Genomic DNA, 17352 nt, shown 5'->3' with positions numbered 1-17352 from the left:
CGGCTGGCGTACTGGCGCCAATCGTTACGGGGTCGTTCTCGGGGCAGTCTCAGGGAAGTGCCGGAGATCACTCAGGGACGATCGGTGGATCAATCAGGGACGGCCGAGAAGCTCGCTCGCCGAACGCAATCGCCCGCCGCGAGCGGCCAGCAACCGCGCGCACTCGGCCGCCACGGCCGCGCCGTCACCACCGGGTTCGACACCGGAGCGGAGCATGGCGCAGGCCCAGCGCAGCGGGAGCAGCTCGTGTTCGGCACAGGCCCGGTCGACTTCGACTGCGAGAGCACGGGATCGATCGAGGTCGCCGGCGGCGGCGCTGGCGGCGGCCAGCAGTAGCCGAGATTTCACTCGATGCCGCAGCGAGGGCGAGTTTTCCGCGAGCGCGACGGCGGCCTCGGCGTGCGCCAGGGCGGGATCTGCCGGAACCGGGCGATCGCCCGCGGCGGGATCGGCCGCGGGGGCGGAGATCAATCCGGAGCCGGGGGCCGACAGCGCCGTCTCGGCACTCACCCAATGCAACCGCACGCGCGGCCGCCACGCCGTGTCGGCGGTGGCCAGGTGAACGTCGAGATAATTGCGGCAACGATTCAGCAGCCGGGCGGCAAGCGCCGGGCGGAGGGTGCCCAGGGCATCGGCGGCGAGTCCGGTCAACGCGTCGCAAACGGCTTCCGCGGAGCGGATCTCCGCGAGTGTCGCGGCGGGCGCGGGATCGGCGGCGGCGAGCGCGGGCAGCGCCAGGGCGGCGGCGCGCCCGTCCACGACAGCGGCGTGGTTGTGCCAGCCGAGCTGGCGCAGCAACGACGCCTCGGTGCTGTGGGTGAGCGACAGCAGGGCGGGGTCGGTGGTGCCGCGCCGGGCGTGGCGGAGTTCGGCGCGCGCGGCGGCGTAGTAACCGATTCCACTCAGCGAGACAGCGCGCAGCCAGGATCCGGCGGCGTCGGGAGCGGCGGGCAACCCGGCGGCAGCACGCTCGGGCGCGGAACCGAAAGCGGCGTCGGCGAGTACGGAGTTCACTTCGAGCACAGGCACAGCCGCACTGTAACCAGTGGCCGGACATGTGAGGGCAGCCGCCATAGCATAGTTCGCCAGCTATCGGCCAGCATTCACCGGAGTCATTGTGTTTCCACTCCGTAAATCTGTCCTCGCTATCGACCAGCACGCCCGTAAGGAATTCGTATAGCGTTTCGCGCTATTAACCCGGCGGCCTCGAAGCGGCCATCTCTACCCTACTCAGCGCCGGATGTCCAATGGCTGAGATCACTCTGATCGAGAGCCTTGCATAGATCGCAGCATCCGGATTCGGGTCCAAAAAGCCTGTCCTACCAGCAGTTTTACCAAGTCGGATGGGCTATCACAGCCAGGTCACGGCGCTGGGCAACCGATCAGTATCACCACAGGCACCCCATCTTGTAAATAGCGCGGATGTTAATTCTCTAATGTGCAGGTATTCGGCTCGAGTCGAATGAAGCTATTGACTCGAATTCGTTTCGCGACCTAACGTACGTCATCGCCGTCGTTGGCGTCGTGCTGAATTGCGGCGCCGATGAAGTGCGATCGCCGGGCCACGGCGATGCGGCCACCTGTTTGCCACCAGCACCGCTCGACAATGCCGACGAGCTCGCACCAAGAGGAGTTCACCATGCCGATGCCAACCCACCTCCCGGGGCCGAACGCCGATGTATGGGATTGGCAGATGCGCGGATCCTGCCGCGGTCAGGACTCCGCCGTGTTCTTCCACCCGGACGGCGAGCGCGGCCGGGCGCGAGCCCAGCGCGAGCTACGGGCCAAGGAAATCTGCAAGGCCTGCCCGGTGCTGCTGCAGTGCCGTTCGCACGCGCTGAAGGTCAGTGAGCCCTATGGCATCTGGGGTGGCATGTCGGAGACCGAGCGCGAGCTGCACGCCCGCCGTAACCGCCGCCGCATCGTCGCGTAATCCGGGCGCCCGCAGGCACTCTCGGCAAACGCGCGGGACCGGTGTTCACCAGCGGCGTCCCCGATGCGACAGCGGGCCGGGCTCGAGATTCTTCCCCATCCTTTCGGGGTGGCGCGCCGAATAGCTAGCAAACACCCGGCACCGCCCGGCGGGGTGGGCAACCTCCGGCGCGTCACGGCGTGTCTTCGATGTCACGATTGCGACGTTTCGGTCATATCGGAAAATCGCTGTGCCACAGTCGCTTTGCCGAATACCCCACCCGAGAGGAGGTCATAGCGGCACGCTACCCTCGTGGCCGATGACACAGAACGGAGCGTTGTGACAACGCGGCCGCCTGCCGCAGAGGGCGACTCGTTCCAGAGCTCGAGGGACGGACGAGGGGTGGATGCACCCAGCGTGGACTCTGCGGTGACGGCGCGCGCAGCCGAAAGTCTCGAACTCGCCGCACTTCTCGAGCGTTGCGGGCAGTCCGATCAGCAGGCCTTCGCCGAGCTGTACGACCGCACCAGCGCGCGAGTGTTCGGCCTGGTCCTACGCGTGCTCCACGATCCGGGATACGCGGAGGAGACCACTCAGGAGGTCTATCTCCAGATCTGGCGCACGGCCGCCAATTTCGATCCCAACAAGGGATCGGCTGTCACCTGGTTGATGACGCTGGCCCATCGCCGCGCGGTCGACCGAGTCCGCGCCGAACAGGCCCACGCCCAGCGTGAGGTCGCGTACGGCACCAGCGCCCTCGGTCACGAATTCGACGAGGTCACCGAGGAGGTCGGGCGGCGGCTGGAACAGCAGGCGGTGCTCGCCGGGCTGGCCACCCTGACCGAGACGCAGCGGGAGGCGATCTCGCTCGCGTACTTCGGCGGTCGGACATACGCCGAGGTGGCGGCCTATCTGGGCGTAGGGTTACCTACCGTTAAGTCCCGTATTCGGGACGGACTGACACGACTCAAGAAAAGTTTGGGAGTGACGTGAGATGAACGAAAGCCAGATCGATCTCGCGCACACTGTCGCGCTCGGATCGATCGGCGACGAAGATCAGCGCGCAGTGGCGGACCTTCTGGATACCGATGACCCCGTACTGCGTGCCGCCTTCACCCTGGAAGTGCAGCAGACCCGAGAAGCGCTCGCGATGGCCGCGTCCGTGCCGGCCGTACCGCCCCCGCCCGCCCTCCGCGACCGCCTTCTCGCCGCGATAGCCACAGACCCGGCCCCGCCGACCCCGATTCACCATTCGCACACCGCTCTCCGCAACGGAAACGGCCGTTCGTCGTTCCCCGTGAGAGATTGACCCACCGCGCGCCCCGGAACGCTCTCCGGGGCAATCTCCCAATTCCACCCCGCCCCTACCCTTTCAACCGGTAAGGGCACCCCCGGGTAGCGCCCCAATCAAATGGGACAATTCGGACACTGGAACTCCGTGCGCGCCCTGCGAATTCATGCCCGCACGCAGCCGTCGAGACGACGTGCTCCACAGCCTGAAACGCCGAGGCCCCCGGACGGAATCCGTCCGGGGGCCTCGGTGTCACCGATCGATCAGTGGGAGTGGCCGGCGTGGGCGTCGGCCGCTTCCTCGACGGGCTTGTCGACGATGGCGGACTCGGTGGTCAGCACCATGCGGGCCACCGAGGTGGCGTTCTCGACGGCGGAGCGGGTGACCTTGACCGGGTCGATGACACCCTCGGCGACCAGGTCGCCGTAGGTGAGGGTGGCGGCGTTGAAGCCGTTCTCGCCCTCGGTCACCTTGGAGACGACGACCGCGCCGTCGACACCGGCGTTGCTGGCGATCCAGTACAGCGGGGCCAGCAGGGCCTGACGCACGACCTCGACGCCGACGGCCTCGTCACCGGACAGCGAGTCGCGCAGCGCCGGCAGCGTGGCGGCGGCCTGCACCAGGGCGGTGCCACCGCCGGGGACGATGCCCTCGGCGACCGCGGCCTTGGCCGAGGCGACCGCGTCCTCGACGCGGTACTTGCGCTCCTTGAGCTCGGTCTCGGTGGCCGCGCCGACCTTGATGACGGCGACGCCGCCGGCCAGCTTGGCCAGCCGCTCTTCCAGCTTCTCGCGGTCCCAGTCGGAGTCGGTGTTCTCGATCTCCTTGCGCAGCTGCGCGACCCGGCCGTCGATGTCGGACTGCGCGCCCGCGCCCTCGACGATGGTGGTCTCGTCCTTGGTGACCACGATGCGGCGGGCCTTGCCCAGCACGTCCAGGCCGGCCTCACGCAGGGTGATGCCCAGGTCCGGGTTGACCACGGTGCCGCCGGTGACGATGGCCAGGTCGTCCAGGAACGCCTTGCGGCGGTCACCGAAGAACGGGGCCTTCACCGCGACCACCTTGAGGGTCTTGCGGATCGCGTTCACCACGAGGGTGGACAGCGCCTCGCCGTCGACGTCCTCGGCGATGATGACGACCGGCTTGCCCGACTCGGCGATCTTCTCCAGCAGCGGGAGCAGGTCCGGCAGCGAGCTGATCTTCTCGCGGTTCAGCAGGATCCACGCGTCCTCGTAGACCGCCTGCATGGTCTCCGGGTCGGTGACGAAGTACGGGGACAGGTAGCCCTTGTCGAACTGCACGCCCTCGGTGATGGCGACCTCGGTCTGCAGACCCGAGGACTCCTCGATGGTGACGACGCCGTCCTTGCCGACCTTGGTCAGCGCCTCGGCGACCAGGGCGCCGATCTCCTCGTCCCGCGAGGACACGGTGGCGACCTGCGCGATGGCCTTCTCGCCGTTGACCGGGGTGGCGGCGGCGTGCAGGGCGGCGGCGACCGCGTCGGCGGCCTTGCTCATGCCCTTGCCCAGGGTCATCGGGTTGGCGCCCGCGGCGATGTTCTTCAGGCCGCCCTTGATGAGCGCCTGCGCCAGCACGGTGGCGGTGGTGGTGCCGTCGCCGGCGACGTCGTTGGTCTTGGTGGCGACGCTCTTGACCAGCTGCGCGCCCAGGTTCTCGAAGGGGTCCTCGAGGTCGATGTCGCGGGCGATGGTCACACCGTCGTTGGTGACGGTCGGGCCACCGAAGGCCTTGGCCAGCACCACGTGCCGGCCGCGCGGGCCGAGCGTGACCTTGACGGCGTCGGCGAGCTTGTCGACGCCGCGCTCCATAGCGCGACGAGCCTTCTCGTCGAACTCGATCTGCTTTGCCATGTACCTACTCCTGTGAAGGTCGGGGGCGAACGCACTCCGCCCCGGGCCGGTTGCTGTATTGGCAGCTGCGACTCCGGGGCGGTGTCTCTCGTAAGGGGTTCAGGGGAAGCCCCCTGGGCCCCGAGAGTTGGAGCGTTCTTACTTGGTGACGACGGCCAGCAGGTCGCGGGCCGACAGGATCAGGTACTCCGAGCCGTTGTACTTGATCTCGGTGCCGCCGTACTTGCTGTAGATGACGACGTCGCCTTCCTTGACGTCCAGCGGGATGCGCTTCTCGCCGTCCTCGTCCCAGCGGCCGGGGCCGACGGCGATGACGGTGCCCTCCTGGGGCTTCTCCTTCGCCGTGTCAGGGATGACCAGACCGGAGGCGGTGGTGGTTTCGGCCTCGTTGGCCTGGACGAGGATCTTGTCCTCGAGCGGCTTGATGTTCACGCTCGCCACGTTGAGCCCTCCACTTTCAGGGGATTCTTCTCGTCCGGGGCTGTTCCCCGGACGCACGGTTTCGGTCATGTGCGTGACCCTGTGCAATCAGCCCCGTCGTCGCGGGTGCCGGGACCCCTGCTCAGTAGTCATCAGCTGGCACCTGAGCACAAATACCAGTGCCACCTAGCACTCTATACACGGGAGTGCCAGCGCTCAAGGCAAGGGGCTGCCAGCGCACCCTCCTGACACGACTCGCCGACGTGACGGCCCGGGAATCTGAGGTCTTCCAAAGAAATCCGAAAATCTGTAACGTTCGGATAACGGATTGTGACACCATTGACGGCGGCCACGCGGCGAGACCGAATCGGTTGCGTCACGCGCGCCGTCGACAGTTACACATCTGCTTCACCCCGCTTTCCGTGCGGCAACCCCGCGCACGGGCTCGAGAAGAGAGCAAGACCGCAAGTGATCAGTGGCAGGTCCGGATGCCCCATCGGACGCGAGCCCGCCACGGTCCGTAGCTCGCCGGAATCGTCCGCTACCCGTTGGGCGCGCCCGGAGTCCGTTCGAGATGGTCGTCTCCACCAGGACCATCCGCTCGAAGGGAGGTGAACATGCGAACATCCCTCGGCATCTCGGCCGGGAGCGAAGTGGTGTGCTCGGCGACGGTCGCCACCGCGCCCAACGGCGCCCAGAGCTTCGACTACCGGGTCGTGACGGCCGATACCGCGCACTCCGACCTCGGTGATCTCGTGGCCTCCTCGATCGAGTTGATGACCACCCAGATCCCCCGCGACACCGTGCATCCGGTCGGCGCGGGCGCCCGGAACAACGGCCACCACGAGCCCGACTCCACCCCGCCCGGCGATATCGCGGTCGCCTACCGGGACCGCGAGCAGGCCCAGATCATCCGGTCCGCCATCGGGCGGCAGCGCCACGGCGTGCAACTGATTCCGGAGACCACCGCGGCCCTCGCCTACCTGCGGCACACCGGCCTGCTGGACCGCTGGGACACGGTGGCGGTCATCGACATCGGGGCCAAGGGCACCACGGTCTCGGTCGCCGATCACGCCGACGACACCGTGCTGCGGTCCGAGCGCATCACCACCATCGGCGGCAACGCCATCGACGAACTGATCCTGCAGCACCTGCTGGACTGCCACCTGTCGCGGCGCGGCATCCGCCCGAACCGCGGCATCCTGCTCAATCGCAGCCGCGCCGCCAAGGAGCACCTGTCGGTGGTCCCGGCGGTGACCATCGATCATGTGGCCGGGCAGCCGCTCAAGCTGACCCGGGTGGATTTCGAGGAGATCGTCGCCGATCTGCTGCACGATCTGTCGGTGTTCGCGCGCGGCGTGTTCACGCGGGCCCCGAAGTTCCCGGAGGCGGTCGCGGTGATCGGCGGCGGCGCGAACGTGCCGATCATGGTGGTGGGGCTGGAACGCCAGCTCGACATCCCGGTGGTCACGGTGCCGGAGCCGGAGTCCGCGATCGCGAAAGGCGCGGCGCTGGTAGCGGATTCGACCGTGCCGACCGCCTTCCCGGTGATCGGCCTGGGCTCGGACGCGCCGATCGGCACCTTCACCAAGCTGGCGGGCACGCTCGCCGGGGCGATCGTGGTGGTCGGGCTGATCGTCGGGTACGGGGTCAAGGAGTTCGTGATCGAGGAACCGCAGCCCGCGCACTACTCGCCGACCTCGACGCAGCAGCCGCCGACCACGCCGCCCGTGCCGACGACCACCGTTCCGGCGCCGAGTTCGGGCAACCCGACCACGAACCAGAACCCGAGCCACCGCACCACCGTCGCCGTGCCCCCGGCCCAGACCGGTTCGGCGAACGGCACTCCCACGGTCGTCCCCAGTGTCACCACCCAGCAACCGCCGCTGCGTCCGGACCCGGATCTACCCCAGATCCCGTTCCCCGCGGATCTGCCGCGCCTGCTGGGCCCGCTGCTGGGCACCACGCTGCCGCCGATCGATCCGGAACCGCACGTCTCGCCGACGCCGCGCGCCACCGCCTATGCCGCCTCCCAGCGATTTCAGCGGCCGGCTCTGAGCCGTTGACCGTCGGCGCCCGTGCCGGGCGACCACCGCGGTCCGACTCTCACAGGTAGCTGGTGGAGACCGGCAGGCCCGGATCGGTGGCCACGGTCAGCGCGGAAGGCTGTGCGCCGCCCGCGATCACGTGCGCGCCGAGGGTGGCGATCATGACGCCGTTGTCGGTGCACAGGCGCGGCTTGGGGACACGCAACGTGATTCCCGCTGCCGTGCACCGCTCTTCGGCCATCGACCGGATGCGGGAGTTGGCGGTCGCGCCGCCGCCGAGCACCAGGGTGTCTACGCCGACGTCCTGCGCCGCGCGCACCGCCTTCATGGTGAGCACGTCCGCGACGGCCTCCTGGAAGGAGGCGGCGATATCGGGGATGGGCAGGTCGCGGCCTTCCCGTTGCGCCGCTTCGACATAGCGGGCGACGGCCGTCTTGAGGCCGGAGAAGGAGAAGTCGTAGCGCGGGTCGCGGGGTCCGGTCATGCCGCGCGGGAAGGCGATGGCCTTCGGATCGCCATCGGTGGCAATGGAATCCAGGACGGGTCCGCCCGGGTAGCCGAGACCGAGCAGCCGGGCCACCTTGTCGAAGGCCTCGCCCGCGGCGTCGTCGACGGTGCTGCCGAGTTCGGTGATGGGCTGTCCGAGGTCGGTCACCTGCAGCAGGTGGGTGTGCCCGCCGGAGACGAGCAGGGCGACCGCGGGCGGCATCGGCCCGTGCTCGAGGGTGTCGACGGCGACGTGCCCGCCCAGGTGATTGAGCGCGTAGAACGGGATATCCCAGGCCGCCGCATAGGCTTTCGCCGCCGCCACGCCGACGAGCAGGGCACCGGCGAGGCCGGGGCCGATGGTGACGGCGAGCGCGTCGGGCTTGCTGATCCCGGCGGTGGCCAGGGCCCGGCGCATGGCGGGCACGATGGCCTCGAGGTGTGCGCGCGAGGCGATCTCGGGCACCACGCCGCCGAAGCGGGCGTGCTGGTCGACGCTGGAGGCGACCTCGTCGGCGAGCAGTTCGCAGCTGCCGTCGGGCAGCCGCCGCACGATGCCGACTCCCGTTTCGTCGCAGGAACTTTCGATACCCATGACGATCATGACGAGACCTCGGCGTCCTTGGTGAATCCGTCCTGCGGGAATCCGGCCATGGCCGGTCGCCGCATGGTGTACGCGTCGGCCCCGCTGGGCTGGTAGTAGTTCTTGCGCAGCCCGATGATGTGGAAGCCGTGCTTCTCGTAGAGCGTGATGGCGGGCGCGTTGTCGGTGCGGACCTCGAGGAAGACGGGTCCGCCGCGGCGTCCGGCCTCCAGCAGCAGCGCCTCGAGCAGCAGGGTGCCGATGCCGCGCCGGTGCTGGTCCGGGTCGACGCCGATGGTGTGGACTTCGGCCTCGGGGTGTTCGGCGGTGCCGAGCAACGCGATTCCGGCGTAGCCCACCATGTCCCCGCCGGCGTCGCGGGCGGTGATGTAGCGGTTGTGCGGTCCGGCCAGTTCCGACAGGAACGACACCTCGTGCCAGGGATCGTCCTCGGGGAACAGCACCTGCTCGAGCTGTGCGCAGCGGGTGACGTCGGCGGGCCGCATCGGTTCGATGCGGATGGTCATCGGCCCACCTGCGCGTAACTCTTCTCGACGGCGTCCGGGCGGCGCAGGTACAGCGGCACCAGCGGGGCGGGGACGGCGCCGGACAGGATGTCGGCGGCGGCGCAGCGCACCAGCCCGGCCGGGGACGGCGTCTCGACCGGCAGCACGGGCAGGTCGAAAAAGTCGACGTGCGAGGCGGATCCGGCGATCAGGGTGGCGGCGGCCTGGTCCAGGTCGCCGGGCTTGCTCACCTCGGGGCCCTCGCAGCGTTCGAGGACGAGGCTGCCGGGGACGGCGCGGTAGCGCGCCCAGTACACCTCGCGGCGGCGGGCGTCGGTGACGACCAGCAGTTCCACCGGGTCGGAGCTCTCGCGCAGATAGCTCTCGGTGTCGGCGGCGATGGCGTCGAGGCTGCACACCCCGTACACGGGGATGCCGAGCGCGTCGCCGAAGGCGGCGGCGGTGGCCATGCCGACCCGCAGTCCGGTGAACGGCCCCGGCCCGATACCCGCGACGACCGCGGCGATATCGGCCCGCGAGCGGCCCGATTCGGCCAGGCAGGTCAGGATCTGGGGGGTCAGCACCTCGTTGTGCGCGCGTGCGTCCACGGTCACCTCGGCGGTGATCGTGGTGATGCGCGGTGCGTTCGACCCGGGTTGCGCCGGTTCCAGTTCCACCAGTCCCGCTGTGACGGCGGGAGTCGCGGTGTCGACAGCCAATATCAGCATGATTGCCTCAACAATACCGGGTGGTACAGCCCACTCGGCGTGGTGTCTGCCTGCGGGAATCTCGCGCCGGATCAGGTGGCGGCGACCCACTCCCATTCCGCGGTGCGGACATCGGACTCGGGTTCGCGGCGCAGCTGGATCCGCAAGTGGCGGTCGGCCAGGTGTTCGGCCACACCGAGACCCCATTCCACCACCACGACGGCGTGGTCGAGATCGGTGTCGAGGTCGAGGGCGTCGAGTTCGTCGAGGTCGCCGCCGAGCCGGTAGGCGTCCACGTGCACCAGCGCCACCGCGCCCGGGTGCGCGCCGGCGCGGTGCTGGCGGGCGATGATGAAAGTCGGTGAGCTGACCCGTCCTTGGACGCCCAGCCCGGCGGCGATGCCGCGGGTGAGCGCGGTCTTGCCGGCGCCCAGCGGGCCGTCGAGGATGACCAGGTCCCCGGCCTGCAGCTGTTCGGCGATCTCGCGGCCCAGCGCCTCGGTGTCCTCGACGGTGACGAGCGTGCGGTGGTCGTTCACCGGTCACCGCCGATGTGGTCGCGCACGACGCGGCCGCGCGGATTGCACACGATCTCGTAGTTGATGGTGCCGAGCGCGTCGGCCCATTCCTGGGCGCGCGGCTGTCCGGGTTCGCCGCCGAACAGCACCGCGGTGTCGCCCGCCTGGACTCCGGCCTCGTTCTCGCCGAGGTTCACCACGATCTGATCCATGCACACCCGCCCGATCTGGGTTCGGCGCGCGCCGCCCAGCCACACCGAGAACTTCCCGCCGAGGGTGCGCGGCACGCCGTCGGCGTATCCGGCGGGCAGCAGCGCGACGGTGGTGTCGTGTTCGGCGATCCAGTCGTGGCCGTAGGAGACGCCTTCCCCGGCGGCGACCCGCTTCACCCGCAGCACGCGGGCGCGGAAGGTCATGGCCGGGCGCAGCCCGAAGTCGGACAGTTCGGGAATCGGTGACAGTCCGTAGACGGCGATGCCGGGGCGGACCATGTCGAAGGCGAGATCCGGGCGGGTCAGCGCGGCAGCGGAATTCGCGATGTGCACGAGTTCGGGTTCGAGGCCGTGTTCCTTGGCGGTGGCGATGAACTCGAGGAAGCGTTCCCGCTGCCGGTCGTTGACCGGGTGCTCGGGCTGATCGGCGAGCGCCAGGTGCGAGAAGATCGCGCGCAGCCGCGCGGTCCCGTCGTCGACCAGCCGGCGCAGCAGCTCCAGGACCTCCGGGTATTCGGCGGCGGGAATCCCGTTGCGGTTGAGCCCGGTATCCACTTTCAGGCTGACGGTCGCTGGGCGCCCCAGCTGCCGGGCGGCCGCGGCCACCGCCTCCAGCTGCGCGAGCGCCGACACCCCGATCTCGATATCGGCGGCGATGGCGCTGCCGTAGTCGGCGTCGGAGGTGTTGAGCCAGCACAGGATCGGCGCGGTGATCCCGGCGGTCCGCAAGGCCACCGCCTCGGCGACCGTGGTGGTGCCCAGTTCCCGCGCCCCCGCCGCCAGGGCCGCCCGCGCCACCTCGACCGCACCGTGGTTGTACCCGTCGGCCTTCACCACGACCATGACCGCGGCGTCACCGGCGTGCTCGGCCAGAATGCGCACATTGTGGGCGATGGCGTCCAGGTCGACGAGGGTTTCCACCTGTGGGTCGGGCTGCTTCACACCACCGATCCTGCCATCCGGGCAGGGGCGATTCGCGTCACACCCGAGTCGGGGCGGCCGTCGCGGGGCGGAATCAGATCGCCGCGGCCAGTGCCGCGGGCACGGCGGCCAGGGCTCCGGCGAGGGCTTCGGGGCTCGCCGGCAGCAGCGGCAGCCGCACGTTCGGGGTGGGGATGCGGCCCTGCGCGGCCAGAACCGCCTTCACCACAATGGGATTGGGTTCGGCGAACAGGGCGTCGGCCAGCGGGGCCAGCCGGTTGCCGAGGGCGCGGCCGGTGTCGAGCGCGCCGGTGCGCCAGGCCGCGATCAGGTCGGCGTAGGCCGCAGGTGCGACATTGGCGCACGCGAGAATCGCTCCGGTCGCGCCCAGCGCCAGCAGCGGGGCGGCGAACAGGTCGTCGCCCGCCAGCACCGAGACGTGCTCGGGGACGCGGGCCAGGAAGGCCACCGTGGTCTCGTCGATGCCGCCCGCCGTGTACTTGAAGCCCGCCACGTTCGGCAGTTCGGCCAGCCGGCACAGGGTTTCGGCGCCCAGGGTGCGGGAGGTGCGGTATGGGATGTGGTAGATCAGCACGGGCACCGGGCTGGCGGCGGCGAGGACCCGGAAGTGTTCCACCACACCGTCTTCCGAGGGCCGGTTGTAGTACGGGACCACGGCGAGGGCGGCGGTGGCGCGCGGGTCGAGGGCGGACAGGGCGCGCGCCGAGTCGTGGGTGGCGTTCGAGCCCGCGCCCACGATCAGAGTGACGTCGCGTTCGGCGCAGACGCGGGCGCAGATATCGATGACGCGCCGCTGTTCGTCGTGGGTGAGGGTGGTGGGTTCGCCGGTGGTGCCCAGCGCGACGAGGCCCGCCGCACCGGCGTCGAGGACCTCGTGGGCGAGCGCCTCCAGGGCGTCCGCGGCCAGCTCGTCGTCGGCGGTGAAGGGCGTGACCAGGGGAACGTAGAGGCCGTTGAATGTCATGGCACCAGCCTGGCCGAGCGGATGCGTCAGGTCTATTTCACGTTTCTATCCCCGAGCATAAGATCAACTGATGCTGGATGTCCGTCGCCTGCGTCTGCTCCGCGAACTCGCGCACCGGAAGACCATCGCCGCGGTCGCCGACGCCCTCACCTACACGCCCTCGGCCGTCTCCCAGCAGCTGACCGCCCTGGAACGCGAGGCCGGGCTGCCGCTCCTGGAACGCACCGGCCGCAGCGTCGTCCTCACCCCCGCCGCGCTGCGTCTGGTCGAGCACACCGAGACCATCCTCGCCGTCCTGGAGCAGGCGACCGCCGAACTCGCCTCCGCCCGAACCGAACTCACCGGCACCCTGCGTATCGGCGCCTTCCCCACGGCTGTCCACCACATCCTCTCCCCCGCCCTGGTCTCCCTCAGCCGCGACCATCCGCTGCTGGAACTCCTGGTCACCGAACTCGATCCGGCCGCCGCCCCCGCCGCGCTGCGCGCCGAAACCCTCGACATCGCCCTGCTCCAGGAATACGACTACGTCCCCCTCACCCCCGAACCCGGCCTCGACACCGAACCCCTCTTCGAGGAGACCATCCACCTCGCCACCCTCACCCCCGGCCCACTCACCGCCCACTCCGATTCCCCCTGGATCGCGGGCACCCCCGGCACCCTCTGCTACGAAATGACCGTCCGCGCCTGCCTGGCCGCCGGCTTCACACCCCGCATCCGCCACCACGCCGACGACTTCGGCACCGTCCTCAACCTGGTCGCCGCGGGCCAGGGCGTAGCCCTCGTCCCCGACCTCGGCACCCATTCCGCCCCGGCCGCCGTCACTCTCACCCCGCTCCCCACCCGCCGCCGCACCCACCTCGCCTACCGCCGCGGCACCGGCGACCACCCCGTCATCGCCGCCGCCCGCACCGCCCTGCACAACGCCGCCACTACCGGTTGATGTGGCCCTCCCCCGCGAGTTCGCGGAGCGTGCCGATGGCCTCGCGGACATGGGAGAGCAAGGGGGACGCGGAGATCGGGGCGCCCGCGGTGGTGGCGGAGTGGGCGGCGAGGTTGGCGGCCAGGGCGTGGACTCGGGCGGCGGCGGCCGCGGCCCAGGCGGGATCGCGGCCGGCGGCCAGCAGGGCCGCGATGATGCCCGAGAGGACATCGCCGGAACCGGCGGTGGCGGCCCAGGAACCACCGGCCTCATTGACGATGACCGGATGGCCGGGGCTCGCGATCAGGGTGGCCCTACCCTTCAAAAGGACTGTGACCTGCCAGGATTCGGAGAGTTTGCGAATCGCGGCGACTCGATCGGGGCCGGGTTCGGCGCCGGTGAGGCGGGCGAACTCGCCGGCGTGCGGGGTGAGGACCGTGGGGGCGGCGCGGCCCGTGACCAGGGTCGGGTCGGCGGCCACAAGGGTGAGGGCGTCGGCGTCCACCACGACGGGGAGGTCGGTGGCGAGGACCTCGGCCAGGCGGTCGCGGGCTGCGGTATCGGTGCCCGCGCCGGGGCCGATGACCCACGACTGCACGCGTCCGGTCGCGGGAATGGATTCGGCGGCAATCACTTCCGGGAAGTGGGCGAGCACCTGCGCCGCGCCGGTCCCCGCGTAGCGCACCATGCCGGAGGTGGCCGCGACCGCGCCGCCGGTGCACAGCACGGCCGCGCCCGGGTAGGTGCCGCTGCCCGCACACACACCGGTCACGCCCTGCGTGTACTTGTCATCGAACGGTCCGGGGACGGGCCAGCCCGCGCCGACCGCCCGTGGTTCGAGCGCGATCAGATTCGGCTCGGGCAGCCGTAATCCGATGGGTACCAGCTCGATTCGGCCGCAATACGGTGCGGCCAGGGCGTGCACGGGCTTCAACGCGCCGAAGGTGACGGTGACATCCGCCCGGACGGCCGGACCGTTCACCGCCCCCGTGTCGGGGTCGACGCCGCTGGGCAGATCGGCGGCGATGATCGGGCAGCGCACGCCCGCAACCAATTCCGCCGCGACCGGCCGCAGCGCCCCACGCCCGGAAATCCCGACGATGCCGTCCACCACCAGGTCCGGCAGGCCCAGGATCGCCTCGGCCACGTCTTCCCGCGCCGCCGCGTCCCCGCGCGGCTCGTGCGCGGTGGGGGGAGCCTCGACGATTCGCCCGCCCGCCCGGTGCAGCGCCGCCAATCCCTCGGCGTGGGCGCGCTCGGGGGCGAGCAGGATCGCGCGGACCGCGACGCCGCGGCGACGCAGGAAGGAGCCCGCCCACAGCGCGTCACCGCCGTTGTCGCCGGAGCCGACGAGGAGGGTGACCGCGCGTCCGGCGATGCCGCCGGTACGTTCGCGCAGTTCGCCGACCACCACCTCGGCAAGGCCGAAGGCGGCTCGTCGCATGGGCATTCCGGCGGGTACGCGGGTGAAGAGCTCGGCTTCGGCGGCCCGCACCTCGTCGGCCGTGTAGTAGTCGAGTACCGCGTGGTCGCGCACCGCCGGTGCGGTCATGGGTCGCCTCCCGGATTCGGACTGCCTGCCGTTGTGGAGACTACGCCCGTCGGTTCGCCGCGCAGGTCAGGGCGGTCCCGCGAATGGTCCGCTATCAGCGGGTACTAGCCTGGCTGACATGCCGATACGCCAGTCGTCCTCGCGTGCCCTGCTTCTCGTCGCCGTCGTAGCGGCGGCGCTAGCGGCCGGGGGCTGCTCCTCGGACACCTCGAAGCCCGCCGCCACCTCGACGACCGCGGCTCCGGCGTCCTCGGCGGCGACCTCGACCGGTCCGGCCGCGCCCGCCGCGGTCACCGTGAACGTGACGGACATGAAGTTCTCCCCGGCGGACATCACCGTGAAGGCCGGGGACACCGTGACCTGGAAGTTCGACGACAAGGCCCCGCACGCGGTGCAGGGCATCGGAGATGTCGCGCTCGGCATCAACAGCCCGATCATCCGCAAGGGCGAGTGGAGCCACACCTTCACCACGCCGGGCACCTACCGCTACCTGTGCCCGCTGCACCCGGACATGAAGGGCACCGTCACCGTCCAGTGACGGGCCGGTCCTACTCGACGGTGACGGACTTGGCCAGGTTGCGCGGCTTGTCCACGTCGTAGCCGCGCGCCTGCGCCACCTCGGCGGCGAAGATCTGCAGCGGGACGGTGGACAGCAGCGGCTGGTACAGCGTTGGGGCCGAAGGGATCTCGATCAGGAAGTCGGCGAACGGCCGCACCGTGTCGTCGCCCTCCTCGGCGATGACGATGGTGCGCGCGCCGCGAGCCTGGATCTCGCGGATATTGCTGAGCAGCTTGGAGTGCAGCACCGCCCGGCCCTTCGGCGACGGCATGACCACGAACACCGGCAGGCCGTCCTCGATGAGCGCGATCGGGCCGTGCTTGAGCTCGCCCGCGGCGAAGCCCTCGGCGTGCATGTACGCGAGTTCCTTGAGCTTGAGCGCGCCTTCGAGGGCGACCGGGTAGCCGACGTGGCGGCCCAGGAACAGCACCGTCGGCACCTGCGCGAACTGGCGGGCGATCGCGCGCACCTTCTCGGCCGATTCCAGCACCTGCGCAACGAGTTTCGGCATGGACTCCAGTTCGGCGAACTCGCGCGCCACCTCGTCCGGGTACTTGGTGCCGCGCGCCTGCGCCAGCGCCAGCCCGACCAGGTAGTTGGCGGTGATCTGGGCCAGGAACGCCTTGGTCGACGCCACCCCGATCTCCGGGCCGGTGCGGGTGTAGAGCACCGCGTCGGCCTCACGGGGGATCTGCGCGCCATTGGTGTTGCAGATGGCGAGGACCCGCGCCTTCTGCTCCTTGGCGTGCCGCACCGCCTCCAGGGTGTCGGCGGTCTCGCCGGACTGCGAGATGGCGACCACCAGGGTGGAGCGGTCCAGAACCGGGTCGCGGTAACGGAATTCGCTGGCCAGCTCGACCTCGACGGGCAGTCGCGTCCAGTGTTCGATGGCGTACTTGGCGAGCAGGCCCGCGTGATACGAACTGCCGCAGGCGACTACGAACACCTTGTCGACCTCGCGCAGCTCCTGGTCGTGCAACCGTTGCTCGTCGAGCACGATGCGGCCGTTCGCGAAGTGACCGATGAGGGTGTCGGCGACACCCGTCGGCTGCTCCTCGATCTCCTTGAGCATGAAGTAGTCGTGGCCGCCCTTCTCGGCGGCGGCCAGGTCCCAGTCGATGGTGAACGGGCGGGTGCGCGCCTCGTCGGCGATGCCCGCGAAGTCGGTGACCCGGTAGCTGTCGGCGGTGATGACCACGGCCTGGTCCTGGCCGAGTTCGACTGCCTCCCGGGTGTGTTCGATGAACGCGGTGACGTCGGAGGCGATGAACATCTCGCCCTGCCCGACCCCGACCACCAGCGGGGTGGAGCGGCGGGCGGCGACGATCGTGCCCGGGTGGTCGGCGTGGGTGAAGACCAGGGTGAACGCGCCCTCCAGGCGGCGCACCACGCTCAGCGCGGAGGCGACGAAATCACCGGCCGTGTCCCCGGCCGCGTAGGCCTGCGACACCAGGTGCACCGCCACCTCGGTGTCGGTGTCGCTGCCCAGCTCGACGCCCGCCTCCTCGAGTTCGCGGCGCAGCGGGGCGAAGTTCTCGATGATGCCGTTGTGCACCACCGCGACCCGGCCGGTGCGGTCGCGGTGCGGGTGGGCATTGCGGTCGGTGGGCGCGCCGTGCGTGGCCCAGCGGGTGTGGCCCATGCCGGTGGACCCGGCGTAGTGCTCGGGCCCGCGATCGACCAGCTCGGCCTCCAGGTTGGCCAGCCGTCCCGCCTTGCGCTCGACCGCCAGCCCGCCGGACCCGTCCAGAATCGCGACTCCGGCCGAGTCGTAGCCCCGATACTCCATGCGGCGCAACGCATCGACCACTACGCCGAGCGCATCCCGGTACCCCACATACCCCACGATTCCGCACATGGCT

17 protein-coding genes are annotated in these 17352 nt (G+C 70.2%); 6 read left to right on the top strand and 11 right to left on the bottom strand.

The window, feature by feature from the left end:
- Positions 1-93: 93 nt before the first annotated feature.
- Positions 94-1029: a hypothetical protein gene (locus tag ACQP06_RS05100; protein ID WP_433670817.1), complete on the bottom strand. Its 936-nt coding sequence runs from the start codon at positions 1027-1029 to the stop codon at positions 94-96.
- A 610-nt stretch (positions 1030-1639) separates the two neighbouring features.
- Here ACQP06_RS05100 and ACQP06_RS05095 point away from each other — a divergent pair.
- From ACQP06_RS05095 to ACQP06_RS05085, 3 genes are all read left to right on the top strand, one after another.
- Positions 1640-1933: a WhiB family transcriptional regulator gene (locus ACQP06_RS05095; protein ID WP_357088823.1), complete on the top strand. Its 294-nt coding sequence runs from the start codon at positions 1640-1642 to the stop codon at positions 1931-1933.
- Between the two features lie 396 nt (positions 1934-2329).
- Positions 2330-2905, top strand: a complete 576-nt coding sequence (locus tag ACQP06_RS05090) for a sigma-70 family RNA polymerase sigma factor (protein ID WP_433670816.1) — start codon at positions 2330-2332, stop codon at positions 2903-2905.
- Between the two features lies 1 nt (position 2906).
- Complete coding sequence (locus ACQP06_RS05085) at positions 2907-3221, top strand: RskA family anti-sigma factor (protein WP_433670814.1); 315 nt, start codon at positions 2907-2909, stop codon at positions 3219-3221.
- A 245-nt stretch (positions 3222-3466) separates the two neighbouring features.
- Here ACQP06_RS05085 and groL read toward each other — a convergent pair whose 3' ends face one another.
- Positions 3467-5074, bottom strand: a complete 1608-nt coding sequence (groL, locus tag ACQP06_RS05080; protein WP_433670813.1) for a chaperonin GroEL — start codon at positions 5072-5074, stop codon at positions 3467-3469.
- Positions 5075-5212: 138 nt separating this feature from the next.
- Positions 5213-5515: a co-chaperone GroES gene (gene groES, locus ACQP06_RS05075; protein ID WP_033086015.1), complete on the bottom strand. Its 303-nt coding sequence runs from the start codon at positions 5513-5515 to the stop codon at positions 5213-5215.
- Positions 5516-6111: 596 nt separating this feature from the next.
- Between groES and ACQP06_RS05070 the strand changes: the two genes are divergently transcribed.
- Positions 6112-7560: an Hsp70 family protein gene (locus ACQP06_RS05070; protein ID WP_433670811.1), complete on the top strand. Its 1449-nt coding sequence runs from the start codon at positions 6112-6114 to the stop codon at positions 7558-7560.
- 40 nt (positions 7561-7600) lie between these two features.
- On the opposite strand, the gene tsaD is transcribed toward ACQP06_RS05070, so the two are convergent.
- The 6 genes from tsaD to dapA form a co-directional block, all read right to left on the bottom strand.
- Positions 7601-8632, bottom strand: coding sequence for a tRNA (adenosine(37)-N6)-threonylcarbamoyltransferase complex transferase subunit TsaD (tsaD, locus tag ACQP06_RS05065; protein ID WP_379278108.1), 1032 nt, complete (start codon positions 8630-8632; stop codon positions 7601-7603).
- A complete protein-coding gene (rimI, locus tag ACQP06_RS05060) occupies positions 8629-9138 on the bottom strand; it encodes a ribosomal protein S18-alanine N-acetyltransferase (protein ID WP_433670810.1) in 510 nt (169 codons plus the stop codon). The genes tsaD and rimI overlap by 4 nt, the downstream gene beginning before the upstream one ends.
- Positions 9135-9845 carry a tRNA (adenosine(37)-N6)-threonylcarbamoyltransferase complex dimerization subunit type 1 TsaB gene (gene tsaB, locus ACQP06_RS05055; protein ID WP_433670808.1) on the bottom strand — a complete coding sequence of 237 codons (711 nt, stop codon included), beginning with the start codon at positions 9843-9845 and terminating at the stop codon, positions 9135-9137. The genes rimI and tsaB overlap by 4 nt, the downstream gene beginning before the upstream one ends.
- Positions 9846-9916: 71 nt before the next feature.
- On the bottom strand, positions 9917-10363 hold the full coding sequence (gene tsaE, locus ACQP06_RS05050; RefSeq protein ID WP_433670807.1) for a tRNA (adenosine(37)-N6)-threonylcarbamoyltransferase complex ATPase subunit type 1 TsaE: 447 nt from the start codon (positions 10361-10363) through the stop codon (positions 9917-9919).
- Positions 10360-11496, bottom strand: a complete 1137-nt coding sequence (gene alr, locus ACQP06_RS05045; RefSeq protein WP_433670806.1) for an alanine racemase — start codon at positions 11494-11496, stop codon at positions 10360-10362. Before alr ends, tsaE begins: the two co-directional genes overlap by 4 nt.
- Positions 11497-11569: 73 nt before the next feature.
- Positions 11570-12460: a 4-hydroxy-tetrahydrodipicolinate synthase gene (dapA, locus tag ACQP06_RS05040; RefSeq protein ID WP_433670804.1), complete on the bottom strand. Its 891-nt coding sequence runs from the start codon at positions 12458-12460 to the stop codon at positions 11570-11572.
- A 70-nt stretch (positions 12461-12530) separates the two neighbouring features.
- On the opposite strand from dapA, the gene ACQP06_RS05035 reads away from it, so the two are divergent.
- Positions 12531-13400 (top strand): LysR substrate-binding domain-containing protein, encoded by an 870-nt coding sequence (locus ACQP06_RS05035; RefSeq protein ID WP_433670802.1) that lies wholly within the window; start codon positions 12531-12533, stop codon positions 13398-13400.
- Here the strand turns inward: ACQP06_RS05035 and ACQP06_RS05030 are convergent.
- Complete coding sequence (locus tag ACQP06_RS05030) at positions 13390-14931, bottom strand: NAD(P)H-hydrate dehydratase (protein WP_433670800.1); 1542 nt, start codon at positions 14929-14931, stop codon at positions 13390-13392. The genes ACQP06_RS05035 and ACQP06_RS05030 overlap by 11 nt on opposite strands.
- Positions 14932-15049: 118 nt before the next feature.
- Between ACQP06_RS05030 and ACQP06_RS05025 the strand changes: the two genes are divergently transcribed.
- Positions 15050-15469, top strand: a complete 420-nt coding sequence (locus tag ACQP06_RS05025) for a cupredoxin domain-containing protein (RefSeq protein ID WP_433670798.1) — start codon at positions 15050-15052, stop codon at positions 15467-15469.
- 10 nt (positions 15470-15479) lie between these two features.
- Here the strand turns inward: ACQP06_RS05025 and glmS are convergent, their stop codons facing one another.
- Entirely contained in the window at positions 15480-17348 is a 1869-nt protein-coding gene (gene glmS / locus ACQP06_RS05020; RefSeq protein WP_433670796.1) for a glutamine--fructose-6-phosphate transaminase (isomerizing), read from the bottom strand.
- Between the last annotated feature and the right edge of the window lie 4 nt (positions 17349-17352).

The organism is Nocardia sp. CA-136227, assembly GCF_050955695.1.
Classification (GTDB): Bacteria; Actinomycetota; Actinomycetes; order Mycobacteriales; family Mycobacteriaceae; genus Nocardia.
The sequence above is the reverse complement of the archived record's forward strand: the minus strand, read 5'-3'. Positions and strand labels throughout refer to the sequence as shown.

Excerpts from the sequence above, each read along its gene's own strand:
- ACQP06_RS05095 (WP_357088823.1), top strand. The coding sequence starts at position 1,640 with ATGCCGATGCCAACCCACCTCCCGGGGCCGAACGCCGATGTATGGGAT.
- ACQP06_RS05085 (WP_433670814.1), top strand. The coding sequence starts at position 2,907 with ATGAACGAAAGCCAGATCGATCTCGCGCACACTGTCGCGCTCGGATCG.
- groL (WP_433670813.1), bottom strand. The coding sequence starts at position 5,074 with ATGGCAAAGCAGATCGAGTTCGACGAGAAGGCTCGTCGCGCTATGGAG.
- ACQP06_RS05070 (WP_433670811.1), top strand. The coding sequence starts at position 6,112 with ATGCGAACATCCCTCGGCATCTCGGCCGGGAGCGAAGTGGTGTGCTCG.
- tsaD (WP_379278108.1), bottom strand. The coding sequence starts at position 8,632 with ATGATCGTCATGGGTATCGAAAGTTCCTGCGACGAAACGGGAGTCGGC.
- rimI (WP_433670810.1), bottom strand. The coding sequence starts at position 9,138 with ATGACCATCCGCATCGAACCGATGCGGCCCGCCGACGTCACCCGCTGC.
- tsaB (WP_433670808.1), bottom strand. The coding sequence starts at position 9,845 with ATGCTGATATTGGCTGTCGACACCGCGACTCCCGCCGTCACAGCGGGA.
- dapA (WP_433670804.1), bottom strand. The coding sequence starts at position 12,460 with ATGACATTCAACGGCCTCTACGTTCCCCTGGTCACGCCCTTCACCGCC.
- ACQP06_RS05035 (WP_433670802.1), top strand. The coding sequence starts at position 12,531 with ATGCTGGATGTCCGTCGCCTGCGTCTGCTCCGCGAACTCGCGCACCGG.
- ACQP06_RS05030 (WP_433670800.1), bottom strand. The coding sequence starts at position 14,931 with ATGACCGCACCGGCGGTGCGCGACCACGCGGTACTCGACTACTACACG.
- ACQP06_RS05025 (WP_433670798.1), top strand. The coding sequence starts at position 15,050 with ATGCCGATACGCCAGTCGTCCTCGCGTGCCCTGCTTCTCGTCGCCGTC.
- glmS (WP_433670796.1), bottom strand. The coding sequence starts at position 17,348 with ATGTGCGGAATCGTGGGGTATGTGGGGTACCGGGATGCGCTCGGCGTA.